The organism is Aurantibacter sp. UH7, from assembly GCF_056839165.1.
The window spans coordinates 2,554,214-2,580,715 of record NZ_CM166388.1; the positions used below are offsets into that span (position 1 = coordinate 2,554,214).

At 34.5% G+C, this 26,502-nt stretch carries 23 protein-coding genes and 1 tRNA gene; 6 read left to right on the forward strand and 18 right to left on the reverse strand.

Going from position 1 to position 26,502, the window contains the following annotated elements:
- The first annotated feature begins 18 nt into the window (after positions 1 to 18).
- On the forward strand, positions 19 to 915 hold the full coding sequence (locus tag UH7x_RS10710; RefSeq protein ID WP_482359929.1) for a mechanosensitive ion channel family protein: 897 nt from the start codon (positions 19 to 21) through the stop codon (positions 913 to 915).
- Between the two features lie 97 nt (positions 916 to 1,012).
- Positions 1,013 to 2,119 (forward strand): helix-turn-helix transcriptional regulator, encoded by a 1,107-nt coding sequence (locus UH7x_RS10715; RefSeq protein ID WP_482359930.1) that lies wholly within the window; start codon positions 1,013 to 1,015, stop codon positions 2,117 to 2,119.
- 67 nt (positions 2,120 to 2,186) lie between these two features.
- Here the strand turns inward: UH7x_RS10715 and UH7x_RS10720 are convergent, their stop codons facing one another.
- From UH7x_RS10720 to UH7x_RS10785, 14 genes are all read right to left on the reverse strand, one after another.
- Complete coding sequence (locus UH7x_RS10720) at positions 2,187 to 2,387, reverse strand: hypothetical protein (protein WP_482359931.1); 201 nt, start codon at positions 2,385 to 2,387, stop codon at positions 2,187 to 2,189.
- Positions 2,388 to 2,735 carry a hypothetical protein gene (locus UH7x_RS10725; protein WP_482359932.1) on the reverse strand — a complete coding sequence of 116 codons (348 nt, stop codon included), beginning with the start codon at positions 2,733 to 2,735 and terminating at the stop codon, positions 2,388 to 2,390.
- Positions 2,735 to 3,067: a YtxH domain-containing protein gene (locus UH7x_RS10730; protein ID WP_482359933.1), complete on the reverse strand. Its 333-nt coding sequence runs from the start codon at positions 3,065 to 3,067 to the stop codon at positions 2,735 to 2,737. The genes UH7x_RS10725 and UH7x_RS10730 overlap by 1 nt, the downstream gene beginning before the upstream one ends.
- A 283-nt stretch (positions 3,068 to 3,350) precedes the next feature.
- On the reverse strand, positions 3,351 to 4,079 hold the full coding sequence (locus UH7x_RS10735) for a M48 family metallopeptidase (protein WP_482359934.1): 729 nt from the start codon (positions 4,077 to 4,079) through the stop codon (positions 3,351 to 3,353).
- The gene (locus UH7x_RS10740; protein WP_482359935.1) at positions 4,069 to 7,107 is read right to left on the reverse strand and encodes a type I restriction endonuclease subunit R; all 3,039 of its coding nucleotides are present in this window, start codon (positions 7,105 to 7,107) and stop codon (positions 4,069 to 4,071) included. Before UH7x_RS10740 ends, UH7x_RS10735 begins: the two co-directional genes overlap by 11 nt.
- A gap of 27 nt (positions 7,108 to 7,134) precedes the next feature.
- Entirely contained in the window at positions 7,135 to 9,072 is a 1,938-nt protein-coding gene (locus UH7x_RS10745) for a DUF262 domain-containing protein (protein WP_482359936.1), read from the reverse strand.
- A 60-nt stretch (positions 9,073 to 9,132) separates the two neighbouring features.
- Positions 9,133 to 9,885 carry a hypothetical protein gene (locus UH7x_RS10750; RefSeq protein ID WP_482359937.1) on the reverse strand — a complete coding sequence of 251 codons (753 nt, stop codon included), beginning with the start codon at positions 9,883 to 9,885 and terminating at the stop codon, positions 9,133 to 9,135.
- Positions 9,885 to 11,171 (reverse strand): restriction endonuclease subunit S, encoded by a 1,287-nt coding sequence (locus tag UH7x_RS10755; protein ID WP_482359938.1) that lies wholly within the window; start codon positions 11,169 to 11,171, stop codon positions 9,885 to 9,887. The genes UH7x_RS10750 and UH7x_RS10755 overlap by 1 nt, the downstream gene beginning before the upstream one ends.
- Positions 11,162 to 13,588, reverse strand: a complete 2,427-nt coding sequence (locus UH7x_RS10760) for a type I restriction-modification system subunit M (protein WP_482359939.1) — start codon at positions 13,586 to 13,588, stop codon at positions 11,162 to 11,164. The genes UH7x_RS10755 and UH7x_RS10760 overlap by 10 nt, the downstream gene beginning before the upstream one ends.
- A gap of 126 nt (positions 13,589 to 13,714) precedes the next feature.
- Positions 13,715 to 14,419 carry an SH3 domain-containing protein gene (locus tag UH7x_RS10765; protein WP_482359940.1) on the reverse strand — a complete coding sequence of 235 codons (705 nt, stop codon included), beginning with the start codon at positions 14,417 to 14,419 and terminating at the stop codon, positions 13,715 to 13,717.
- 129 nt (positions 14,420 to 14,548) lie between these two features.
- Positions 14,549 to 15,484 carry a hypothetical protein gene (locus tag UH7x_RS10770; RefSeq protein WP_482359941.1) on the reverse strand — a complete coding sequence of 312 codons (936 nt, stop codon included), beginning with the start codon at positions 15,482 to 15,484 and terminating at the stop codon, positions 14,549 to 14,551.
- Positions 15,485 to 15,486: 2 nt separating this feature from the next.
- Positions 15,487 to 16,752 (reverse strand): beta-carotene 15,15'-monooxygenase, encoded by a 1,266-nt coding sequence (locus UH7x_RS10775; RefSeq protein ID WP_482359942.1) that lies wholly within the window; start codon positions 16,750 to 16,752, stop codon positions 15,487 to 15,489.
- A 6-nt stretch (positions 16,753 to 16,758) separates the two neighbouring features.
- Positions 16,759 to 17,160 (reverse strand): hypothetical protein, encoded by a 402-nt coding sequence (locus UH7x_RS10780; protein ID WP_482359943.1) that lies wholly within the window; start codon positions 17,158 to 17,160, stop codon positions 16,759 to 16,761.
- Between the two features lie 17 nt (positions 17,161 to 17,177).
- Complete coding sequence (locus tag UH7x_RS10785) at positions 17,178 to 17,555, reverse strand: DUF6804 family protein (RefSeq protein ID WP_482359944.1); 378 nt, start codon at positions 17,553 to 17,555, stop codon at positions 17,178 to 17,180.
- A 121-nt stretch (positions 17,556 to 17,676) separates the two neighbouring features.
- Between UH7x_RS10785 and UH7x_RS10790 the strand changes: the two genes are divergently transcribed.
- Positions 17,677 to 18,489 (forward strand): endonuclease/exonuclease/phosphatase family protein, encoded by an 813-nt coding sequence (locus tag UH7x_RS10790; RefSeq protein WP_482359945.1) that lies wholly within the window; start codon positions 17,677 to 17,679, stop codon positions 18,487 to 18,489.
- Between the two features lie 344 nt (positions 18,490 to 18,833).
- Here the strand turns inward: UH7x_RS10790 and UH7x_RS10795 are convergent, their stop codons facing one another.
- The 3 genes from UH7x_RS10795 to UH7x_RS10805 form a co-directional block, all read right to left on the reverse strand.
- Entirely contained in the window at positions 18,834 to 19,499 is a 666-nt protein-coding gene (locus tag UH7x_RS10795) for a response regulator (protein WP_482359946.1), read from the reverse strand.
- A 12-nt stretch (positions 19,500 to 19,511) separates the two neighbouring features.
- Positions 19,512 to 21,452, reverse strand: coding sequence for a tetratricopeptide repeat-containing sensor histidine kinase (locus UH7x_RS10800; protein WP_482359947.1), 1,941 nt, complete (start codon positions 21,450 to 21,452; stop codon positions 19,512 to 19,514).
- An 84-nt stretch (positions 21,453 to 21,536) separates the two neighbouring features.
- Positions 21,537 to 21,698 carry a hypothetical protein gene (locus tag UH7x_RS10805; RefSeq protein ID WP_482359948.1) on the reverse strand — a complete coding sequence of 54 codons (162 nt, stop codon included), beginning with the start codon at positions 21,696 to 21,698 and terminating at the stop codon, positions 21,537 to 21,539.
- 377 nt (positions 21,699 to 22,075) lie between these two features.
- Here UH7x_RS10805 and UH7x_RS10810 point away from each other — a divergent pair, with 377 nt between their 5' ends.
- Entirely contained in the window at positions 22,076 to 22,789 is a 714-nt protein-coding gene (locus UH7x_RS10810) for a hypothetical protein (RefSeq protein WP_482359949.1), read from the forward strand.
- A gap of 1,096 nt (positions 22,790 to 23,885) precedes the next feature.
- Here UH7x_RS10810 and UH7x_RS10815 read toward each other — a convergent pair.
- Positions 23,886 to 23,958, reverse strand: a tRNA-Met gene (locus UH7x_RS10815).
- 196 nt (positions 23,959 to 24,154) lie between these two features.
- Between UH7x_RS10815 and UH7x_RS10820 the strand changes: the two genes are divergently transcribed.
- Entirely contained in the window at positions 24,155 to 25,519 is a 1,365-nt protein-coding gene (locus UH7x_RS10820) for an alanine/glycine:cation symporter family protein (protein ID WP_482359950.1), read from the forward strand.
- Complete coding sequence (era, locus tag UH7x_RS10825; RefSeq protein ID WP_482359951.1) at positions 25,506 to 26,393, forward strand: GTPase Era; 888 nt, start codon at positions 25,506 to 25,508, stop codon at positions 26,391 to 26,393. The genes UH7x_RS10820 and era overlap by 14 nt, the downstream gene beginning before the upstream one ends.
- Positions 26,394 to 26,502 lie beyond the last annotated feature (109 nt).

Sequence of the window (26,502 nt, forward strand, 5' to 3'; positions counted from 1 at the left end):
AACTTTAAAACAATTGTAATGAAAGATAAAATTGAACAATCATTTACCGATATATTTGAAAAACTAACAGGATGGATGACCTCGTTTATTGAGAGCATACCTAATTTATTAGTGGCCACCATAGTAATGGTGTTGGCCTTTTATATGGCACGTTATGTGAATAAATGGTCGGTACGGATTGCGCAAAAAAGAATACCACAAGAAAGTATCACAAAACTAATTGGTCGTTTTTCTGCAATTTTTGTGGTGTCTATAGGGTTGTTTTTAGCACTTGGCGCACTAGATCTAAGTAAAACATTAAACACATTATTAGCTGGTGCAGGAATATCGGGTCTTGTTATAGGTTTGGCCTTGCAAGGTACATTGTCAAATCTTCTTTCCGGTATTATACTGTCTTTTAGAAGCAAAATTAATGTAGGTAATTGGATTGAAACTTCGGGTTATGCAGGCGAGGTTGTAGATATTAATCTAAACAGCTTGGTCTTAAAAGAATTTGATAATAGTTTGGTTATAATTCCGAATAAAACAATCATTGAAAATCCGTTAAAGAATTACTCGCTAACAAAAAAAATGAGAATAGCCGTTGAATGTGGGGTTGGTTATGAGTCAGACTTAGATTTGGTTGAATCTCTAGTAAAAGAAGCAATAGAAACTGTATATCATCAAAATGACAATTCTGAAATAGAAGTTTACTGGACTGCATTTGCAGATAGTTCTATTAATTTTATTTGTCGCTTTTGGGTAGATGCCGAAGATGCCAAAAATAGGTTAGATGCTAAAAGTGCAGGTATTATGGCAATTAAAAAGAAATTTAACGAACACGATATTAATATACCATTCCCAATTCGCACATTACAAATGAATAATCCGGTTAATTTAAACGCTGTAAATCTTGAAAATAGTGAAGCTTTTTAAAATATATTTATTTGCGAGATGTAAATTCGAATAACTAAAAGCTCCTTTAAAGGAGCTTTTTTAGTTTTGAAACCTTTGTTAAACCAAACTATTTTAGATGTGTATTGGCTTTATTTATATATTTGATTCACAGCCTATAATGGCTTTTGCTATAAAAAAGGAAAATGTGATTGAAATATTTGTAGATGCTGAAAGTACTGAAGGTACAGTACGTCAAATTCAGGAGGTTATTGGCGGGGAAATTGACGAGCGTTGGGGTGAATATATACTGACTGTAAATAGTAAGATAGCTTTTGGTTCTATACGCTTTATCACTTTTGACTGGGGAGTTAGTCTTTTGGAATATGATATTAAGTTTTTTGAGGATGTTGTTATAAGAATGGATGCTTCAGAATATAATCCAATTCACTTTTCGTATTGTCTTGAAGGCTATTGTAAACATAGATTCGGCTATCAATCTGAAGATGATATACAAACATTAGAGCAATTTCAGTCTGTGATAATTACCAGTCGCGACGGCGGTTATAATTTTGGGTATTTTCCTAAAGATGAAAAATTAGCAATTAATGTAATCCAAATTACTAGAAAGAAATTTCTTAAAAAGAGATTGAATAATGTAGATGAACTTAATCAGCGTCTGTATCGCGTTTTTTTAGATGCGGATCATGAGAAGGCTTTTTCTTTTTATGGTAATTACAATTTAAAGTTGGCCACTAAAATAGGTGCTTTACGTAAAGTTCGTACAAAAGGAATGATTCGCATTATGCAGATTGAAGGTCTAGTATACGAGATTTTATCCATGCATATTTTACAACACGATAAGGAATTCAAAAATAAAATGCCAAGTACTTCATTACTTAGAAATGAATTAAAACTAGTGCGGAAAATGGCAAATGCCATTATAAAAGACCCTTCAAAAGATTATTCACTTGAGATGTTAGCGGCAAAATCGGGATTATCACAGGCAAAACTGCAAGAGGGTTTTAAGCTATTGTATACGCGAACGGTTACCGAATATATTAGACACATACGTTTAGAAGCAGCTCGTGATCATATTCGAACCTCAGATATGAATATATCACAAATAGTTTATACAATAGGCTTTAGTAGTCGCAGTTATTTTTCTAAAATATTTAAAAGAAAATACGGCATTAGCCCTAGTGAATTTCAGAACAATATTACTGTTCCGTTAGAAATGCTGTAAAAAAAATAGGGATACATATTGCTATGTACCCCTATCCAAATCAACCAACCAAACTTGTATTAAAAAATCATTTAAGAATTTTACGAACTAGATAAAGTAAACCATATTTTTTGGTAACCGAAATTGCGGTTTTCATCCAATTGTAAGGTTGCAAATCTTCTTCTAGTTGGTAACGCAGTCCTTTAATTTCTTCCCAGGCTATTTTACGTTCAAGGTTTAGCCGTGCGAGGTCTGCATTTATTTCTTTCTGATTTTTATATGTTTTCATCTAATCGAAAAATGTTTTACTACTACTTTTAATGATGTAGGCGTCTATTTTTGCACGTAAATAATAAACTACGAACGCCAATAGAAATATTAATCCTGCGATAATTAAACAAGCAGCTATAGGGTTATTTAATAAATTCGATAAAGCCAAAGTCCCGCTAACGGCTAAGAAAATAATTCCTAAAAAAATTAGACTGCCTATAAGTGCCGTTTTACAAAACAAACCAATGGTTTGCGTAAGCTGTTGAAAAATTTTAAGCTTATAATATTCTTGTGTTTTTTGATAATAGTTTTCACTAATATCAATGGCTTTATCGGAGGTTTGGTTTAATGATTTGATAATTCCCATTACGATGTTTTTTGTAATTTTTTATTCTTAGCTTTTAAATCGGCTAATTTGCTTTCTAATGTTGTGATTACATCTTCGGTTTTATAACTCACGTCCGATACAATGCTATTCATTTTAGTTTCTAGTGTATCTGTCTTTGAAGAAAGACTATGAGCTGCTCTATCGCTTAAATCGATTGCGCCTTCAGCAATGCTGTCTCTTGTGGCAGCTGCTTGATCTGCAATTCTTTGTCTTGTTTTTTCACCTTTATCAGGTGCAAACAATATTCCTAAGGTTGCTCCAATTGCTGTTCCTGCTAATATTCCTAAAACTGTATTTCCTGTATTACTCATTTGTATGTGTTTTTTATTTACTATGATGGCTATCACCATTTCTTACACTACAAAGTTGCTTATTATTAAGGCTTAAGCTTAGCTCAAATCATTAAAATGTTGACGGAAACGATAGGATGGAGGGTAGAAGCAATAGAGTTATAAATTTGATAACCAGTTTTTCCACCACCATAATAGTTTGAAAAAATTTGCTAATAAATATTGGTGGTTTTACTTATTTTCTTTTCAGTTTATTATTTTCTTAGTATTTCTTCAATTTATATATGCTTAAAATCTAATTTAATTAATATCCCCAATCATTATGAACTATAGGTAGACTATTCAATTCATCTCTATACATCCTCCACTTGGGCATAAACTGATTCATAAGTGAAATAAAACGTGCATTATGATTTCTTTCATGCAAGTGAACTAGTTCGTGAACAAGTATATATTCTAAACAAATGGTTGGCTTTTTAGCTAATTCAAGATTCAACCAGATACGTTTGTCATCTACATTACAAGCACCCCATTTGGTTTTCATTTGTTTTACGTTCCAATCATTAGATTGAACTCCGATGATTTTTTCCCATTTTTCAAGCAGTTCTGGTATTTGGCTCTTTAGTTGTTTGCGATACCATTCTTTAATGATATTTGCTTTTTCATCTACTGTTGCATTTGGCTTTACCCAAAGTTGAATTTTATTTGAGCCTGTAATCTCTACTTTGTTATATCCGTTATGATGGTTAACGTTTAATAAATACCGCTGACCTTTAAAGTAATGGCTCTCGCCAGAAACATAATCGCGTTTTGTTTCTCTTGCTTGTTCTTTGAAGTTCTTTACATTCTTCTTAATCCAACCTAATTTTGAAATGGCAAAAAGACGTAAAACTTCCTCATCTGTTTTAGTAGGAACAGTTAATTTTATTGCGCCATTTGGAGGATAAACGGCAAGGTGCATATTTTTAATATTCTTGCGCAGAACCTCAACTTCTACATTTGCAAATGCAATAGTTTCTGTTTTAGTACTCATTTTGCGCTTTTATAATTTCCATTATATGCAATGTAGTGTCAATATCGTTAACGACTCTACCTACGGCAAGCATTAACTTCTTTTCTTTAATACCACCATCACGCCAGCCGTCAAGTTTATTTTCAATAATAGTAGAGTGAACTGCGATTGCTAGGTGCTCATTGCTATCTAAATTATCGTACAATGCCTGTTTTGCTCTGGAATCTACAGTATTAGGGTAATTAGAACCACTAGAAGGTGTTGCTACTCGTTCTGCTAAGGTTTTGATTTTTTCTAAATATTCTTCATAAGAAATTGCTTCCTCTTTTCTAAGTAAGATAAGTTCGTCGAGTAAGGCAGACATCTTCTCGTAGTACTTGGGATTTGCCTTTGCCTCTTCTACAATTGCCTTTCTTACGTTATTCTCAATAGTTTCTGCAACTGCCTCTCTTCTGTTTTTTGATTGATATTCCGCACTTGGTTCTGAAACGTGTACAATTAAATCTACCAGAGATTTATTTTCAAAGTCAGATATTTTTTTACTTGATTTTGCATCTAGATACATATCCATTAATTGACGCATTCCTGGTTCAAATCTTTTCAAATCAATGTAATCACCACTAGCTCTTTTTATAGTTTCTCGTAAATCTGAATAGTATTTTACTTCTTCCTTAATTTCTTTTGCTTCCTTATCACTGTATCCAAGTTTGTGAATTTCGTTTGCAATATTTGCATATGCTCTTATTAAACTCACTACTGCTTTATATAAACCTACACGCTTATCTTCTGTGGCTTTTACATCTAATGGATCCTCGGTATTTCCGCAGAAAAATTTAATATAAGTAGGTTCATCTTTAGGGTGTACAGGTTCACACATAGCTCTCAAAACTTCTAATGCTGTTTCAAGACGTTCTTTGCTTTCTGTAAAACGATCCTTCAATAATCCTTTTACATCGTCTTCATCATAACCGTCAAATACTTCTGAAGTATAATCACCTATTGACTTTTGTAGGCTTTTAAATAAATCCTTATAATCTACGATATACCCATAGTCTTTATCGTCTGTATCAATTCTGTTTACACGACAAATAGCTTGAAATAAGCCGTGGTCTTGCATCGATTTATCAATGTACAAATAGGTAGCAGATGGTGCGTCAAAACCCGTTAAAAGCTTATCCACCACAATAAGCAACTTCATTTTATTTGGCTCGTTTATGAATTGTGATTTTGCGAGAGCTTCAAAATCCTCGGCAGATTGACCATTAAGCATCTTGGTGTATACCTCATACTTTAAGAGCTTATCTGTAGGACTATCTTCTCCTGTTTCTTCTCCTTTAATATCGCCATGATGTGGTTGATACGATGTGATAATGGCACAGTTCTTAAAACCTGCATTTTGAAACAACTCATAATACTTGCAAGCTTGATACACCGAACCTGAAACAAGCATCGCATTACCTTGACCTGTAGAAAGCCTAGGCTTGACTTTAAAATCTTTTACAATATCAAATACTATTTTCTCTAGTCTAGATTTTGAACCTAGCACCTTTTGCATGGTGCCCCATTTTTGTTTCAGCTGAATTTTAGCAACATCTGTTAATCCTTTGGTTTCTGCTTCAAACCATTCATCTATACTTTGCTGGTCTGTGATGAATTGTTCCACATCGCGTGCTTCGTACAATAAATCCAGTACCACACCATCTTCTACTGCTTCATCAAATTTGTATGGATCACCTATGTACGGACCAAAAACCTCTATACTCTTTTGCTTGTCCTTTTTAAGTAATGGTGTTCCGGTAAAACCTATAAATAGAGAATCTGGTAAAATAAGTTTCATTGCATCATGCAACTTTCCAGATTGTGTACGGTGACATTCATCTACAAAAACATAAATATCACCCTTAGCTTTAAAGTCACTACCTAAACTAGCTTTAAGTTCTTCTATGTACGTGTCATAATCACCTTCATCAGATTTTCTGCCAAATTTATGCACGAGACTACACACTAACATTTCTGTTTTTTGATTGAGTACGCCTATAAGATCGCGCCCGCTTTTTGTTCTGTAGATACTTTCATCTACACCTGTGTATAGTTTTTCAATCTGGTCATCTAATTCTTCACGGTCTGTAATAATCAAGACACGACTATCTTTTAGATTTTCGCGAATCCATTTGGTAAGCCATACCATCGTAAGACTTTTGCCAGAACCCTGGGTATGCCATAGAATACCACCTGTTTTGGTTTTTACGTGTGTTTGTGCCGCTTTAATACCAAAGAACTGATTAGGACGACATAACTTTTTAGTGCCTTTATCAAACACAATAAAATCGTGGATGAGTTCTAGTAATCGCGATTTCTCACAAAGCTGGTTGATTTGTTTATCTATTAAATAGTCATATTCCTTAGAACTTTCTTCTTTCCACTTTAAGTAATATTTCTCCGAAGTTTTAATAGTACCATAACGTAAACCTTGCGTATCATTACCAGCCATTACAAGTTGCATTGTGGTAAAATACTTTTGTATAAACTCTGGTTTCTGGTTGTCTAAGTTTTGGCGTATACCTTCTGATACACCTACTTTACTTCTTTTTAACTCTATAACACCTATTACAATACCGTTTACAAAAAGCACTACATCTGGTCGCTTAGTGTATTTTCCTTTTACGGTAACTTCTTCTGCAACTGCAAAATCGTTATTGTATGGATTTTTCCAGTCTATAATCCAGACAGTTTCTTTTGGCTGCCCTAACTCTTCACGTACGGTGATACCGTAACGCAATAATTTATAGACTTCTTTATTGGTTTCATATAAATCATCAGATAGGCTAGTTGCGGTCTTAACCAATTTATTTACTGCCTTTTGAGCTAGCGTTCTTGAATACTTACCATCTTTTATAAGGTAATCAAATATTAAGTGTTCCTCTATGGGTTGATTACGTTCTTGCTCTTCCCAATTGCCTAAATAGGTATAGTGTAGCTCATTTTGGAATAGCTTAATGATTCTATTTTGAGAGTCGCGTTCTGATTTGCCTATGTGATTTATAATCATAGTTCAATTGTAAGGTTAGAATTTCAATTAATCCTGATATATTTCTTTAATTAATTTAAAGAGTAACTCCTGTCTTTCACCTATTGCTTCTATTTCAAGTAAACCACCTTCTATAGGTTTATAACTCTTAAAATCATTTTTAATAGGGTGAGTACAACTATTAAGTGAAGCTTTATTCACGGAATCGGTTAAAATTCGATTCCATATGAAACCACTATTTGAGTATGATTTTTTCTTACGATGATACTTCCAATTACTGGTCCTAATATTTTCATTTCCTTTCATAAGTATAAGGGCTCCAAGTCGTTCTCTTTCGTCATGAAATAGCTTATCGTCTATATAGCCTTCATCATCTACAAACTGATCCATAATATCCTCATTATAAGAAAATATATGTTCTACGTGGAACCCATTAACAGGTTTGCTACCTGAATGAGTTAAATAGTGAAATGAATATTCTTTAGAAAATGAATTTTCGTGTAATATACCTGCAAGAAATAGGTCTATGCGTGCTAAAACATATTTTGTAAACCTACCATCTCTTTTTGCTCTGCTAAAATATTTATATTGGAAAATATCGTTGATAGTTTTGATTTGGAAACTCTTTTCATTAAAAAACTTTATAGTGACTGTATCAAAACTTTTTGCAACATCTGAAAGCGGTTTATTTCTTATTGCAACCGTTAGGTCATAAAATAGTTTTTGACGGTCGTTATTGTCTCCGGCGCCAATTAAACGCGATATTGTGTAGAATTGATCAAACTTTCTTGCAACTAAATCAACTTTTTCATCTTCATCCACATCGTTGTAGGTAAGAGCGGAAAGTAAAAGAAGATACTGTTGTCCTTGTTCATTGGCGTAATTAGAAGATAAATACAGGTTTTCATCCTCACTAGCCAGTCGTTTTAATTTAAGGTACACTTTATAGAAATAAACAAATTCCTTACTTATAAAAGAGGCAATTTTAGCAGGGTCACTTCTATCTAAATCTGCTATAATTTTGTCATTAGAAAGTAAATTGCGGTGGTATTTATTAGCAAAACGATTGTATTGTGCAGCATTATCAGCATACTTGGCTCTAAAATAGGTGCGAAAAAAATCATCTACATTCTTGTAGTTGCCATCAATTTCAAAAAATGTCTGCAATGCTTGATTCCAAAGTGTATTGCACTCTTCTTTAACTTCAACCTCAAGAACTCCTAACAGCATACCCTTTAGTACTTCGTGTGGATCAAGTTCCTTGCCACGGTCATTTGCAGTTTCAAAAATCATAGCCACATCTTCTTTATGCTTAATGACCTGTTCTATTATAAGAACCTTTTGCAATAAATTATACACGTAATAATTGTATTTCTTAGCGTCAAAAACATCTGATGTTCTAAAATATTCGTCTAGATACTTAGAGATAAGATCATAATTCTCTTTTAGATTGCGCTGCGTGATATTAGTAATATCACTTTTCTCAACTGTTTGCTTCTCGAAGATTTTTTCAATGATGGCATTACGATCTGGATTTGAAATTTTAAAATGTTTCTGACTTGCCATATCCTCTTCATAAACCAGGTCTCCAATAAACTTCTTTACATTGAAGTCTGTTTTATTGCTCATTCCAATATGATATAATTTTATTAAAATTAGCAGAAGTGTTGTTAAACGTTGCTGACCATCAACGATATAAATATTACCAGCTTGTTCATTGAGCATTATGGTATTCAAAAAATAAGGTTTGAAGTTCGCTTCAACATCTTTAAGAATCTTGGCAAGATCACTACTGGTACTGCGTGAGTTTTTCAGAATATTATTTTCAAATCGTAATTCGATATCCTTTAATAAAGTAGTTACGATTTTGTATTCTTTAGTGTCTGACCAACGATAATCACGTTGGTATACGTCTAAGCTATATGGCTTCGGTTTGCCAAAAATGTAATTGATATCTCTTTCTTCTACTTCTATTAATCTTGCCATTATTTTAAATATTATTTAATCATTATACCATGCTCATTTTAGCATTCAATAACTCTTCCATCATATTTTATTTAAAATTGCTTTAAGCACTTCTAAATCGTTCTTCTTATTTCTCACCAACTTCTTTTGACTGGTAACCTCAAACAAAGAATAGTCTAGCTCTACTAATTGTATTCCGTTTTCTGGTAATAAGTCTCTTCTAAGTTGTTCGTATTTTGCGCGTTGTTTACCTCTGTGCACTCCGCTTACGGTCATTTTGTTGGGTTTGTCAAAATGGCTTACATACTCGGTGTGCTGTCTTTCGTGAAACTCAATTACTAGGTTTTTAGGCGCATAGTACGCATCAACTGGTAGTTTGGTTCTTGAAACTCCATTAGTGTGTAGGTCTCCTAGCAAGAAATCGAAACGGTGTTGCCTAGATGCTTTTACACCTAAAATCTCATCGCATAAATCAATGATATAGTCTTCATCTTTATGCTTCCTTTTGGCTGTTAATTTATCAGGTGTTGTAACCCGTTTAAATTTTGGAGTTACACTCTTAATTTTGGGTGTAGATTTATTTGAGGGTATAAAAAACCAACTCGTATTCTTAGGCTTCTGTATGCCGTGAGCAAATGGTATAAGGTGCAATTGGTTTGTTTCTTTTAAATCACGTAGCACCTGTCTAATAGGTTTACCATTTTTATTATCTTTTGTAAATATGCCAGCTTTTATAAACTCCGGCATTAGTTCTTTTGCGGGTACGATATCCAGATCTTTATTTTTTTCAAAATAAGACTGGACTACCTTGTTAATTTGGGCTGTTTTTTCCATTACACCAACCTAGTTTTACCAGTAAGTAGCTCCTGCATCATCCCTTGTTTTATATGCTCGTATTTCTCTTTTTTGGTGGCAAGCTCCTCCAATTCTTCATCGATATCTGAAAGAATTTGAGCGATGGTTTGTTGTTCTTCTATAATTGGAACAGTAATAATTAGCTTATTAAAATTATTCTTCGATAAATTATATCTTGTAGCTCCTTGAGCCAAGGATAGAAATAAATTTCTTCCAATATCTGAGTTCATCAAATAGGAAAAGAATAGACCATCCATATTACAATCTTCTTTTAAACGAAAACCAAAGCAAAAGCTATTTAAATACAAGTTGTTGATTTCTTCATTTAGAAATGCACACATTCCAACTTCTTCTGGTGTTTCTGAAGAGGTATTGAAAAACAAATCTCCTTTTCTTGCTTTATTCTGTTGTTCTCCAGATTTAATATTAACATAATCAAAAATCGAAGAGTCAATAACTGTATTGTTCATCACATTCAGAAAAGTTATATATGGAAAGTAGCCATTTTGAAAATCTACCTTGGTTTTACCCGTTAAGCCTCCGTAGGTCTTTCCTATTCCCCCTATTTTCTTCTCCACCCATTCCCCATCAAAACCATCTAAGCGTTTTCCACCCTTACTAGGTGGCGTTAACAACTGTTGCATTGCGCCTTGTTTTATGGCTTTCTTTTTGGCGATGAGTGCGTCTAGACTGCTTATTAAATCATCTACATCGCTTAATGCGGTGGCGATGGCTTTTTGTTCGGCTAGGGTTGGTGGTAACGGGACTAACCAATGTTGAAGTTCTCCAACATTGATGTGTTTCATTGTGGTACCGGTTTCTAGTTCTACTAATCTAGCTCTACCTTCTTTAGAATTAAAATATTGAGTATAGTACCAAGGATATGCTTTATTACTTTTAAATCTAGAAATAATTAATGCGTGGCAATTACTTCCTTCTAATTCTTTCGGGACAATCGTAGTTAATCCTACATCACCTGTCTGAACTGTCAATAAATCTCCTTCTTTTAAATCAGATTTTTTATTTCTCTTATGAAATTCAGGGTTAACTTTCTTAATTCCTTTAAAGTTGAATGAATTTTCTTTTACATTAAATCCTTGAATATAAAGAACGCCATCTCTTGCTTCAGTATATTGTGATTTAGCTGTACCAACAAAACCATTGGTCATTAAGGTTGTTAAGGACCTCATAGTTGCAACATCCCAATCCTCTGGAATCAAACCAATTTCAGTCTGTTTAAAGCCTTGTTTTGTTTCTAACTCCATACCAATCCCATTTTTGCAAGATGGCTGGCTACTTTTTCTTCAGCAGTAGTGGCTTGCTCGGCAAGTTGTGGTAAGGCGTTTTCATAGCGTTCTGCCAGTTCTTTGATGCGCCCAGTAAGGCGTTGTGAGATGCTGTCTATCTCTGCCTGTAACAAGTCACTTATCGTCTGTAACCATTTTTTATCTACTACTAAGGTGCGTACTTCGGCTTCGGTAAGGGCACCAAATTTCTTTAAGGTGAGCTCGTCTAGTTCCTTTTCGGCTGTTTTAATTTGCTTTTTTAGGGTGGCTTCTTTCGCGAAAGCGGTCAACAATTTGTTACCCAAATCATAGGCTTCTTTTTCGCTAGTATCTCCTTTTATGCTTTTTAAATACTTAATGAGTGTGGTTTTGGTAATGGTTCCTTTATCATTAGTAGCATCGGCTAGTGGTCCTTCTTCGCCAGCGTGCTCTTCGTTATAGCTTGTAATTTCTGCTTGCTTGGTTTCTAGGGTACTTACCAAGTCGTTTAAGGCTTGTTGCTCTGTGGCTAGATAATTATCTATCACCAATTGCTTAGGGATGAGGTCACAGGTCCAGCCTTTATCTACCTCTTTGCCTTTGCTGTTTTTTTCTAGTACACGTTTGGTTTTTGCTACCCAGCCATCTTCGGCAAGTAGGTACACATCATCCTTCATCATATCATTCCAGTAATCCATAAAATGCTGGTACATCGCATACGAGTTTACCAGTGGTTTACCGTTGTACTCGTGTAGGAGCGCTTCAGAGATGTGTTTTTCTAGTTTTTTAGGTGCCGTGTGTTCATTAATGCCTTGTAGGTCGTCATAGATTTTGTTTTTCCAACGCTCAAAAACCAATGCCAACTCATCACTATATGCCGTAAATTCTGGGTGCTCATAAATGGCACCTTTTATATCACTGGCAGCTACGTTTAATTGTGAGTAGCTTTCGCGAAAGCGAGAAAACAAATGAGATTTGAGTGTAGGATATACTTCCCAAAAGCGTTGCAAGCCATCTATATCAACATCTGGAATACCACCGTTAAGGTGTGCATTGAGGTCTTGTATATCTTCTGCCTCTTGGGTATCTATATAGCGCGGTATGTTCAGGTTGTACTCGTTATTTTCTATCTCGTCAAAAGAGACAAAGCGTGCGTACTTCTCCACCTTAGTCTGTGTGTTAAACACATCTACAATCTGGTGAATGTCTTGCTCACGCAGTCGGTTTTTGTTTCCATCTTTTATAAAGCCTTTGCTGGCATCCATCATAAAGATGCCCTCGCGGGTGTCTGTATCTTCTTTATCTATCACAATAATACAAGCAGGGATACCGGTACCGTAAAACAAGTTGGCTGGCAAGCCTATCACCCCTTTAATCAACCTGCGTTCTATGATGTTTTGTCTAATGGCAGCCTCTGCATTACCTCTAAAGAGGACACCGTGCGGTAAAATAATAGCGCCTTTACCAGTACTTTTAAGCGAGGCGATAATGTGTAATAAAAAGGCATAATCGCCATTTTTATCTGGCGGCACACCGTAGCCTCTAAAACGGTTATACACATCATCTAGCGGTACAATACCACTGTCCCAGTTTTTAATAGAAAACGGTGGGTTTGCCACTACAAAGTCAAAACGTTTTAACTGTCCGTTTTCATCTTTAAACTGTGGTGATGCAATGGTGTTTTTGCCGGCAATAGAAGCCTCTGGGTAGCCGTGCAGCCACATATTCATAATAGCGAGTCCCTTGGTCGCTACATCTTTTTCCTGACCATACAGCGTTAATCCGTTAGGTGCTTCACCAGCTACTTTTAACAATAGCGAACCAGAACCACAGGTTGGGTCATAAGCGCTATAAGATGGCTTATCTGCTTTATGTACATCTATTACTTTAGATAAGATTCTAGATACTTCGGCGGGCGTGTAAAACTGCCCTTTACTTTTACCAGATTCGGTGGCAAAGTGACGCATTAAAAACTCGTAGGCATCACCTAGTACATCATCATCTTCGGCACGGTTGTTTTTAAAGTTAAGCGCAGGGTTTTCAAAAATGGCAATAAGCTTAGAAAGCAATTCTACTTTCTCTTTACCGCTACCTAGTTTTTCATCATCATTAAAATCTACAATTTCTAGCGAGCCTTCTAGTCCGTTTGAGGCAAATAGCGGTCGTAGTATTTCTTTATTGATACGGTCGCCTATGTCGGGCTGTCCTTTAAGCGCCACCATGTCTTCAAAAGAAGCACCTTTAGGCACCTCAATAAGGCTCATTGCATCGCCTGTATATTTATCACTCACATACTTTACAAAAAGCATCGTAAGTACGTAATCTTTATATTGTGAGGCATCCATCCCGCCAGCGCCTCTAAGTTTATCACAGCTTTCCCAAAGGGATGAGTAGAGTTCTGATTTTTTTATTGCCATTATTTATATTTTGAATAAGGGTAAATATACCTATTCCATTAGAGGTTTAAAACCTGATTTTTGGCTAAAATGTATTTTTAATAATTAGGCTTTACAGTAACATATTTAGCAAGTTTTATTCCTTTACTAATTTCTTGTTGTGGACACCCAAAATGACCATTGGTAGCCATTGTTTGATTCAAAAGATTGGTAGCCAGACGCAGGTATAACACCAGGGGCAGATGCTATATAATGTTTTTTGCCTGGTTTAATGTCTAGTTGTTTGGTGGAATTGGGCTTTAATGCGAAGGTTTCGGTGTCGATTATTAATTTAAGGGTGTAATTTGATTTATTTTCAACAGTAACTTCAGAATTATAATTTGAAGAATAACCAGTATTTTGAAACACCCCCGATTCATCAATTTCAATGTCTTGAATGTATTCTACATATTTTGAATAAACCCAACCGATATCATTCGTCATTATATCAATGACTTTATAGTATCCACTAACCGTCTCATGGGAATATACATACAAAGTACTACCAGCTGCTAAAGTTGATATTTTAGTAAATGAAGAAGATGGACCAGTGCGAAAATTTATGGCTGTAGAAGTTTGCCCTAAAAAAGGATTGAATTTTACCTCTTGTGTTGAAGCTGGATTACTTTTGTCAATTGCAATAGAATTAGATTGTTCAGCGGTTTTGTTGAATGATAATTGTTTTTTTAGAGCAAATCCACTTTTACCATTCCAACAGATACGCCAAAAACCAGTACTTCCAAAAAAGGAACTTTCAACACTCACCGATTTCCCGTTCGGAATTATAAACTTAATAGCTGAATCAGAGCTCATTTCTTGATAAACTTTTGTAGCGCTATTGGTGTAATATATTGGGTTATCGTTTGAACAGTGTTGAGCGGAACTATAGTTAATGAATAAAATAAATAATACACTAATAAGATTTTTCAAAAGTTTGTATTTTTAGTTTTGATTAATGAAGTCTTCTATGACCTTTTCAACACTCGAAGCCAAATCTGCATTTTGAATTTTAAATTTTTGTATACCCATTTCGTTGAACCAATTGGTCCAGTAGGCTCTCATTATATCAATAGCATACGGATTTTTAGGGTTTAAGCTTTCTACACCAATTACCAAAACTTCTAAATCGTCTAATCCATCATTTGCCTTAATAAAGCCATATCCTTTTTCGCTTATGATAGTTTCCCAATTAGAATTTGATAAAGGGAGTCTACCCAAAGATTTTGGGGTTAGATAGGAGCTTAGATTATCTTCATTCATCTGACTATTTTCATGATACATATACCCGTCGGTTAAGATTACCAAAATGTTTCTATGACAATCGCTAATAGTGTAGTCTTTTACATTGTCTTTAAAAAATCGCCAGATATCTGAGCCAGGATAATCCTTAGGGTTTTTGGAGTCTGCTTGTGCCAAATCATAAAGTACACTAGGTTGAGTAGTGTATAGTTGTTCTGTAGCCTCTATTTTAGCTTTTGGACTATCTTTAGTAAACTCTATATGCAGTTTCTCAGCTACAGAATTAATAGTGTCATTTGTGGGTTCTGGATTAAAATAAAGCTGAATTTTATCTTGTAGTAATATTAATTTTTTTGTTTTTACATGTTTTAAAAAGGAGGTGGAAACACTTTTTAGGTAGTCTAGATCTTTTTGAATTGTTTTAGGTTGGGTTATGCGATCAGATAGGTCTAAAAAAATACTAATGTTTAAATTGTTCGCTTTGTTCTCAAAAATATATTTTGGACAATCAACTTTAGTTTGCTTCTTTAATTCTTTTGCTACTGCCTTTTCAATTGCTGCATCTGACTTCTCGGATTTGCAGAAATTTAGACTGATAGTAAGGGCGATTATCATTAATATTTGAAATAGTTTTTTCATTTTTATAATGTTTTAGTGTACACTTTGTTCTGATAATCATCTGAGTCTAAGTCTAACTTAGTAATGTGGTCCTCATAAACTTTTCTGCATTCATTTAAATATTCTTTGGTTTCGTCGTGACCCAATGCAATTTGTGAGGAGATACACTCTTGCCACCCTTGTAGGTATTCAGATGAAAGTGCTTTATAATTTCTAATAGGTAGAATAAAACCATCAATAATATCTTCTAATTCTGTACAACGCACTTTATGATCGTCAATCAATTTCTCTAAAGCTTGTATGGTATCATTTTGTTTGTTGATAGTTTGTCTTAAAATTTTAATTTCACCCTCTAAAGAAATAATATAATTTTCGATTTTATCTCTATCTGCATGTTCCTTCATTACAAAGTCGAAAACGAGACCCCATATGATATAGGAAACAAAACCTGCAAATATGATAACCCAAAAACTTGGGCTGTTAATAGCAACGGAAATAGAAAAAGCAGGGTCTTCAAAAGTTTTGTTTAGATTATATAATTTTTCATCAATTAGATAGGCTAGAAGTGCATCAAAAATAAAAGTGGTTACAAATAGTAAAGTCACTTTTACATAATTAATAAAACTTTTTTTATGCGAGAACATGTGAATTAAATACCCAAGTCCAAAGAATACAAAGGGTATAAAGAGAATAAAACCTAGTTCTAATGCTCCGGCTTCATAGGCTTCTTGCAATGCCTTTGGATAAAACATGCCGCCAAAAAGCTCAGTCGATGGGTCGAAAGTTCTAAAGAACGCTGAAAAAGAAGTTGAGATGTAAAAAATAAAAATGTATATCGTTAAAAACAATAATAGAACAGAACCTATCCAGAATTTAGATGTGGATCTTCGGTCAACTGGTATGCCGTAATCTTGTGGACTTCTACGTACGCTTACAATGTCATTTTTTAATTTATCAATTTTAGTTTCTCGGTCCTCAAGACGGTTTTTTTCTCGTTGCAGTTCTTCATCTTTCGTTAGTAATAAAGTTTTCTTTCCTTTTAATTCTGTAACGTAAGGTTGTTTCAGTTTTAGTTGTTCAACTTCTTCTTTTTTGCAGTTATTTTCGAACTTAAAATAAATGGCTTCTAGTCCAGCTTGTAAGTTTTCTGAACGTCCTTGACAAGATTTTGATGAAGAAAAACCATCTTCGTGAAAGTTTTTTCGCTGTTCTTCAAAGGATAAAATAGGTGATTCTTCTTCTACTTTTTTAATTGGATTTATTTTTGCGATACTTTTTAAAAGTCCCATAATTTTTTAGTTAAGTTCTTGTAGAATAGATTCTCGGCTTTTGCCTTCTTTTGCGCTATTGATTAGATAATCGGTTAGCGTAATTATTTTCTCCTCTAAAAAGTCAAATTTTCGGCAATACTTTTTAAGGGTATTATATTCATCATCTGTTACTATACCGTCTGCCCATATCATTAGTGCGAAATCGTATAAGTACTCAATTCTTTTTTCTAAAGATTCTGGAATCGTAATTGGTCCCGAATGTGCAACTAGTATTTCGTCTAATTGATTGTTAGAAATTTTTCGTTCGTTAGCAAATTGATAGAGAAGTTTCATCTCTAAAGGACTGAATTCTTCATCTGCAAGGGCAATTTGATATAATCTTAGAAAATGACTTTTTATTTCTTCGGTAATAGCTTGTTCCTCCATAGGTAGTTTTTGTTGGGTTAATATTTTCTATCTCTACCATATGCTTTTGGGCTTTTTTTATTTTTAGCATATGGGATGTAGGTTTTTGAGTTTTTTATATTAAAAGCGCTAACAATAAATAGTAGTGCGCAGAGTATATCTACAGGCATCCAAATGGTTTTTTCAAATAGGTACACAGGTATTATCGGATTAAATAAATAGGCGATTAAGGCAAATGAGAGTAAATAAAATGGTGTTTTATAAGCATTACCACCAATAATAATTGCACCAAGAAATATAGCTATTCTTAAAAACTTGTAAAATATTCCAGGTAAAGGGAATATAGTAATTAGTAGAAGTATGGTACAGGCAAGGGCTATATAACTATGGAAATCGTTTTTGAAAATGTATTTCATCGCAACAGTTGGTTGAATTTGGTGTTTCAAACCTACTATAAATTCAGCAGCATGTTTTACGGAATTCCGTAATGCGAAAATTGATTAATGTTTATTTTCGTGAGGTATAATGTCAGCCTATATGTTTAAGAAAATTACATTCCTTTTTTTATTTCTATTTCATTTTTCGGTAACCGCACAAGAACAGATTAGTCTAGTTTCATGGAATATTCAAGATTTTGGAAAAACAAAGAACAGCGAAGAGTTGAATCGGATAGCGGAAATAGTACGTGATGCTGATATTGTCGCCTTGCAAGAAGTTGTGGCGGGTTATGGTGGGGCGCAGGCCGTTGCTAAATTGTCTGATGAATTAAACAGAAAAGGGGCAAAATGGGATTATGTGATTAGTAATCCTACCAACAGTACCAAATATGTGACGGAGCGTTATGCGTTTATCTGGAAAACAAAAAATATAAAGATTAAAAATAGGGGTGCACTAATTTCAGATTTAGATTCTTTGGTGGATAGAGAGCCCTTTTATCTCGATTTTTATAGCAATAGCAAGAAATTTTCGATATTAAATTTTCACTCCAGACCACATGATAAGAATCCAGAAAGTGAAATAATGGCTATTACATCGTATTTGAAAACGAGTACAGCCGAGCATCCAATTATTTTGGCAGGCGATTTTAATGTAGATGAAAAGGAAAGTGTTTTTGATGGGTTAAAAAGATTGGGTTATAATGCCGCGGTTTCTAATAAAAAAACGACCTTAAAAAAAATATGTTCTAAAAATGAATATCTAAATTATGCCATAGATAACGTTTTTTATAATAGTGAAATTAATAGAGTGGATGGCACTGTTATAGATTTTGTTAAGCATTGTGAAAATATTGATAAAGCCAGAAATCTATCGGATCACTTGCCAGTTTATATGCGTTTTACAATTAAATAAGTTTAAAAAGACTTCATAGCATTCTTAAAAATAGTAACCGCAACAAAAAGGTCGATTGTAAAATCGACCTCTACCTATGTTTATAAAATAATGGTTAATCTAATGAATTGTAAAAACTTAATGAAGGCCAAACCCGCCAAATAGAACTTCCCCCGAATACCCCACACAGCAGGATGGCCAACAATTTGTTATACGTTGAAATTGATTTGTTTATTTATCATTTTAAATACTGTTTTATACTTAATGATGCACCAAACCTATACCCATAAAAGAAGAATTCCTTACAGATATCTGTAAGGAATATTAAATTGTATTTTAATAAAGAAAGCTTATAGCTTAGCGCGTTATATTTTTCCTTCTTTTACTAATTTAAAGAGAAGGTTAGTAGTGTTTTTAGCACGATATTCGTCATAGAGTCGGCTAATTCTTTTATCAATGGTGCTCTCGCTGCTAGGTGAGATATTTTCTTTTTTAAATTTTTCGGAAACCTCTTTTTTGGTGAGTCCTGCGGCCAGTTCTTTTAATATTTTTAAATCATAATCGTCTAGTTCAAAAACGTTATCAGCGATATTTAAATTTATTTGCGGCGAATAATACGTTCGATTGTGATATACTTCCTTTGTAGCAGAAACCAGTTCGTTTAAGCCGTGTCTACCCTTGCAAACATAGCCATCTATCTTTTGGTCTTTAAAAAGAGCATTAATTTTAATAGGATTGTCTTCCATAGAATTTACAATCACTTTTATACCGGGTTGCAGTAACCTAGCAGCTGCTATAAGTTCAATACCTGATGATATACGCTGCGTTACATGGTCTTTTTTAAAATGTAAGTCGGTAACTAAGAGTTCGAAAGGTTCTTGAGCCCCAAGGGCTACTTTTAAACGAGACAAAGCCCTGTCGCAATAAAGTTCTTCTTGAACTTCGGTAATATGTAATCTTTCTCTAAGCGTGTCTATAATACCTAAATTGGCATCTTGAAAATCTTCTGCAATTAGTACTTTTTTGAACATAGCACGGTATAATTAAATAGGAAATTGTATCGCTGCCTTAAAACCATTTCCTTTTTCTGATTCAAAAATAATACTTCCACCAATGGCTAGAATACGCTTTTCCGTATTCAGCAGTCCATTTTTTAGTCGAAGTTCTTCTTGTGTAGCACCGTTACCATCATCTTCATAGTTTATTTGTAAAACATCGTTGGTATTTTCAAATGTTATTGCGACTATACTCGCACCACTGTGTTTTTTTAAGTTAATCATCAACTCTTGCATTATTTTAAACAAGGCGGTTTTTGTTGTTGCGGGTATTACAGTCCAATTAATTTCTTTAGCACCACTTATAAATAGTTTTACATCGGTTGGTGTTCTAAGTTTTATCATTGCTAATAGGTTCTCCCAAAAATAAGCTCCTGTATCTACTTCATTAATTTCTCTCGAGAAATCTCTACTTTGTTTATACAATGTTTCCAAGTTGTCTAAGACTATAGATTTATCAGCATCATTTTCAACCAATAGCATGGTTTGATTTAATCGACCACCGTGATCATCATGTAATCTTCGGGATAGTTCTGCTTCAGTTTCATAAATAGCAGCTAGCTTTTCCGATTTGTTTTTTTGTTTTAATTGTTTCGTACGCTGGCTAAATATAAAAAATACAAAGGCTAGGAGGGAGGCCAAAAAAATTGCTCCTCCCAAATACATAATTTTTTGATTTCGTTCTTTGCTAGCTTTCAATGCTTGTTCTGCATTTTCTTTCTCTAAACGCAGAATAGCTTCTTGTTTTAGCTTGTCGTCATATTTGTATTTAGCAAATTGCGTTTTAACTTTTAGTTCTTCGGCATACAAACTGTCTTGTAAAAATATATAGCGATCTTTTAGATTCGTGTTCTTGTCATCCAAATCCATTAAATGAACGAGAACATCTTTTTCTGCTTTCGGAATTTTTAAACTTTTAGATAATTGTATTACAGAATCGAAATAATCAAATGCCTTTTTTTTGTTCTTTTCAGCATAAAATTCACCCAAATGTGTATAGCTAGAAATTTGTCCTCTTTGATCCTTATTTTGTAGTCGAATATAAAGTGCCTTAATAAATAGGTCTTCTGATTGGTTGTTATTGGATAACCATTGAGCATAGGCTAAATTGTCTAGCACTCTAGCATATTGTGAAGATTTTTTTTTCAATAGAGTATCATGGCGTACCGTGTTTAAAAGGGTAATGGCGTTCTCATATTCATTATTATCAATATAAGTGGTCGCCAAATTGTTTTTATAGGCAAGAATATTTTTTGATGATTTTGAAAGTTTAATAGCTTTTAAGTGGTAATTAATTGCCTCATCGTAATTTAATAGTTTGCGATGGTTGGATGCTAACGCGCTATAACTAGAAGCTATATAATTTATATCCTTTTCAGGCTTAAGAAATTGGAGTGCTTCGGTTAATGTTTCTTTACTACCAAAAAAATCGTTCTGATTTTTTTGAATCTGTCCCATGCTTAGCAAACGACGACCAACTTGGCTACTATCACCAATGCTTTGAAAATAGTTTTTCGATTGGTTGTAATTGAAATAGGCACTATCGTATTGGGTTTTAGCATCAAAATAATAAGCTATAGCCTGACTTGCCTTTCCTGCATAATATTTGTTCTGTATTAAGTTCGATTGTTTTAATAATAATTGATCGTAAAAAGAAGAGCTGTCAATTTGTTTTAAGGCATAATGGATATTGCTTTTATTGTATAAAGTTGCCAGTGTAAAGCTATCTACAGGGGTTCTTTTAACAAGGTTATATACACTGTTGGCTAAAATAAGTCTTTGTGACTTTTCAAGTTTTACATTTTTACTCTGGTTGTGTAATTTTAATATTTGAGATTTTTCAAATTTTAATGATTCACTTTTTTTAAAACTGTTGCAGCCAATAGATAATAGTAATAGCAAAAAAAACACGCCTCTAGCGTTTTTCATATCGATTAAGTTTGACGTTAAATTTAAGAAAATAAAAAAGCCATATCGTTAGATATGGCTTTCTATAATATTGGTTAAGGAAAATTATCCTTCACCGTCACCTCTGCCGTCATTTACATCTTCATCATCGCCTTCAGTTGCTTGAACATCATATAAATTGTCGGTGTCTGCAGTAGAATCGTTTGTACAAGAAAATAAGAACATATTAAAAACTATTGCCATTACGGCTATCATTGCTTTCTTCATTTTTTTTAATTTTTGGACATACCTTTGGCTGTCCGAGTTATTACTCAGTGAATTGTGCGATAATGCATCGCTTTAAAAATTGAAGAGACGTCTCCCTTTTTTGAGAAGAAAAAATCTAAATGCGCCAGTTCTTACACTTCTTCTCAATTGGGCAATTGCCGACGCATGTTAGATTTAAATAGAGAATGATTTTCTAGATAACTATGTTAGCAAAGCACAGTATGAATCATTTCTGAGACAAATAAAAGGGTACTATTTAGAATAGGTGTAGACAGGAGTAAGACTTGTTTTGGACAAGTATTGGACACGAGTGACACTGGGCAATCCCATATCATTTTGTTACTTTTAGTATTAGCTAATAATTGTATTTTAACAGGATGGAATCAAATCGAATTGAAGAAATTGTTCGGAAAGTATATGAAAAGGCAAAAAGCAATTGTACTTCTCAGGCTAATTATGCTTTGGCAACTTATGTTTCTAATAATTCAGATTTAAGTTATAAAACTGTAGAAAGAGCTTTTGATTTATATATAAATGAAAAACCTAATATTGGTTCTCCAACACAAACGACTGTAGATATGTTGTGTAATTATATAGGTTATGATAATTATGCTGCATATGTAAATGCTGATGGTGTTGTTTCGAAAAAAGGACTATTTGTTGGGAAATGGGTTTGGCTCATAGTTGGTGTAGTTTCTTTTTGCGTTTTTGGTTTGTTTTATTTTTTAAATCGAACATCTGGGGAGTTGTCAAAACAAGCTACAGAAGACTGTATGGTATGGAATAAAACACATTACGCGAAGGTCGATTGCAATAAAAAGTTTGATAAAGAGATAGAACCCTTAGATCCAATTAAATTAGCAAATTTTAAAAAAGTAGAAGTTAATATGGCTACAACCTTTTTTAATGAAGAAACCAATCGACCAATAATTTGGTACTATAAAACGAAGGAAGGGGAAATTGAATTTTTTACGGCACCTGGACTTCATCCGATTACAAAAAAGACTTTAGATGAAATTACGCCATACATAATAAATAAATATGTGCCAGAGCATATATTTAATTCTAACTCATTTATAACTACAGAGTAGTTCTAATACATAATGTGTTGGATTTATTAAAAAGCATTTGTAAATAAAAAAGTATAGAAATAAAAAAAGCTTCAGATTTCTCTGAAGCTCTTTGCTAGTAGCGGGGATAGCCCCGACGCTTCGGGGGAACCAGCTCTGATATTGTTTTGAGTTATGGGCATAAAAAAAGCTTCAGATTTCTCTGAAGCTCTTTGCTAGTAGTGGGGACAGCCCCGACGCTTCGGGGGAACCAGCGCTGGTATTGTTTTGAGTTATGGGCATAAAAAAGCTCCAGATTTCTCTGAAGCTCCTCGTAGTAGCGGGGACAGCCCCGACACTTCGGGGGAACCAGCTCTGATATTGTTTTGAGTTATGGGTATAAAAAAAGCTTCAGATTTCTCTGAAGCTCTTTGCTAGTAGCGGGGACAGCCCCGACGCTTCGGGGGAACCAGCGCTGATATTGTTTTGAGTTATGGGAATAAAAAAAGCTTCAGATTTCTCTGAAGCTCTTTGCTAGTAGCGGGGACAGCCCCGACGCTTCGGGGGAACCAGCTCTGATATTGTTTTGAGTTATGGGTATAAAAAAAGCTTCAGATTTCTCTGAAGCTCTTTGCTAGTAGCGGGGACAGCCCCGACGCTTCGGGGGAACCAGCGCTGATATTGTTTTGAGTTATGGGAATAAAAAAAGCTTCAGATTTCTCTGAAGCTCTTTGCTAGTAGCGGGGACAGCCCCGACGCTTCGGGGGAACCAGCACTGATATTGTTTTGAGTTATGGGAATAAAAAAAGCTCCAGATTTCTCTGAAGCTCTTTGCTAGTAGCGGGGACAGCCCCGACGCTTCGGGGGAACCAGCGCTGATATTGTTTTGAGTTATGGGCATAAAAAAAGCTTCAGATTTCTCTGAAGCTCTTTGCTAGTAGCGGGGACAGCCCCGACGCTTCGGGGGAACCAGCACTGATATTGTTTTGAGTTATGGGAATAAAAAAAGCTCCAGATTTCTCTGAAGCTCTTTGCTAGTAGCGGGGACAGCCCCGACGCTTCGGGGGAACCAGCACTGATATTGTTTTGAGTTATGGGAATAAAAAAAGCTCCAGATTTCTCTGAAGCTCTTTGCTAGTAGCGGGGACTGGACTCGAACCAGCGACCTTCGGGTTATGAGCCCGACGAGCTACCTACTGCTCTACCCCGCGATATGGGTTTTTTATCTCACTTGTTTTGCAACTTCAGGTCATTACGCTGACGAGATAAAGGTGCGCTACTATTTGTAACGGGCGACAAATATACAACCGTTTTTTAGTTATTTCAAAGTTTGTTTGAAGAATATTTTTTGTAACTACGTTTTCCAAAGTCCGTAAAATGTATAACTTCGGATTTTATACATAGCCTTTGGAGACAATCAACGATATTTTAGCGCAATTAATACCATTCACAGAATGGCCAATGTTCATTCTTTTAATTGGTGGAGGGCTTTTTTTAGTATTTTATTCAAAGTTTTTGCCCTATCGGTATTTCGGTCATGCAATAGCAATAACAGCTGGAAAGTATGATGATAAAAATGCAAAAGGCGATGTAAGTTCTTTTCAAGCGCTATCGGCTGCAGTAGCAGCAACAGTGGGCTTAGGGAATATATCGGGTGTTGCAATAGCCATTCATGATGGTGGACCAGGTGTCGTTTTCTGGATATGGGTTACTGCTTTAATAGGCATGTGTATTAAATTTTACTCGTGTAGTCTTTCTATAATGTTTAGAGGAACCGATTCTGATGGTAAACTGCAAGGTGGCCCAATGTTTTATATTACTCAGGGCTTAGGACCAAAAGCGAGACCCTTGGCTATATTCTTTGCTGTATGCGGACTTTTCGGTTTTTTAGGAGTCTTTACTGCTAATCAATTTACTGAAACTTTTATGAGTGTAATAGAACCATCGAAAACTATTTTTGAGATGGAGGAAAACAATTGGAAATGGACTGTTGGATTTATGTTGGCAATAGTTACCTCATTCGTAATTTTTGGTGGATTAACCAAAATTGCGAAGGTAGCTTCGGCAATAGTGCCATTTATGGTTGCTGTTTATTTAATTGCGGTAATTATAGTGATGGCTATGAATGCTTCTCAAATTATACCTTCTTTAAAATTAATACTTACCGAAGCTTGGAATTTTAATACAGTAGTAACTGGTGGTTTTTGGGGTCTAGTAATAATAGGTATTCGAAGAGCTATGTTTTCAAATGAGGCAGGTTTAGGTAGTGCGCCCATGTATCACGGTCAATCTAAAACCGATAATCCTATTAAAGAGGGGCTGGTAGCAATGCTAGGACCATTTATAGATACTATTTTGGTTTGTACGTTTACAGCTGTTGTTATTATTTTAAGTGGTGCATATCTCGAAGATCAAAGCGGAATTGTAATGACTTTAACCGCTTTCGAACGTACACTTTTTGGTTATGGTGACGACTTATTAATGATTATAGTTTCTGCTTTTGCGCTATCTACTTTATTTACATATTCATATTATGGTGTAAAATGTCTTTCTTTTCTAACAAATGCTAAAATTGGTAAATTTTACAATTGGTATTTTGTTATTATGATAGTGTTTGCGGCGGTTGCATCTTTAGACTTAGTAAAGAACTTAATTGATTTGTCTTATGCTTTAATGGTGATACCAAATATGATTGCAGTACTTTTGCTAGCTCCAAAGGTTAATAAAGCTACTAAAGCTTATTTCAAAAACCTCCGTAATGAAAGAGCATAAATCTGGTTTTGTAAATATTATAGGTAATCCAAATGTTGGGAAGTCTACTTTAATGAATGCTTTTGTAGGTGAAAAACTATCTATTATTACCTCAAAAGCACAAACCACAAGACATCGTATTTTGGGAATCGTAAATGGAGATGATTTTCAAATGATATTATCTGATACACCGGGAATTATTAAACCTGCGTACGAGCTGCAATCTTCTATGATGAATTTTGTGAAATCCGCATTTGAAGATGCAGATGTGTTATTATATATGGTGGAAATAGGGGAAAAAGCTTTAAAAGATGAAGCTTTTTTTGAGAAAATTAAAAATAGTAAGATTCCAGTTTTATTGTTGCTCAACAAAGTGGATACCACTACCCAAGAAATATTAGAGGAACAGGTGCAATACTGGCAAGAGTTACTACCTACCGTAGAATTACATCCGATTTCTGCCCTATCTAATTTTAATGTAAAGAATGTTTTTGAACGAATTATAGAATTACTTCCCATTGCACCTGCTTATTATCCAAAAGATCAACTTACGGATAAGCCAGAGCGCTTTTTTGTAAATGAAACGATACGCGAGAAAATTCTTATTCATTATAAAAAAGAAATTCCCTATTCAGTAGAAATAGTAACGGAGGAGTTTTTTGAAGATGAGGATATTATTCGAATGCGTTCCGTTATTATGGTAGAACGCGATTCGCAAAAGGGAATTATAATTGGCCATAAAGGCAGTGCTTTAAAACGTGTGGGCGTTGAATCACGAAAAGACCTCGAAAAGTTTTTTGGTAAACAAGTACATTTAGAATTATATGTAAAGGTGAATAAAAACTGGCGTAGCGATGCGCGTCAGTTAAAACGTTTTGGCTACAACAATAGTTAGCAATAAAGGCTTATAAAGCACGTTATTACTTATGTTAAGAAGGTTTGTTGATTTTTTGTAGTTCATCGAATAATATTACATATTATCTATTTCCCTCTTAATAATTCCT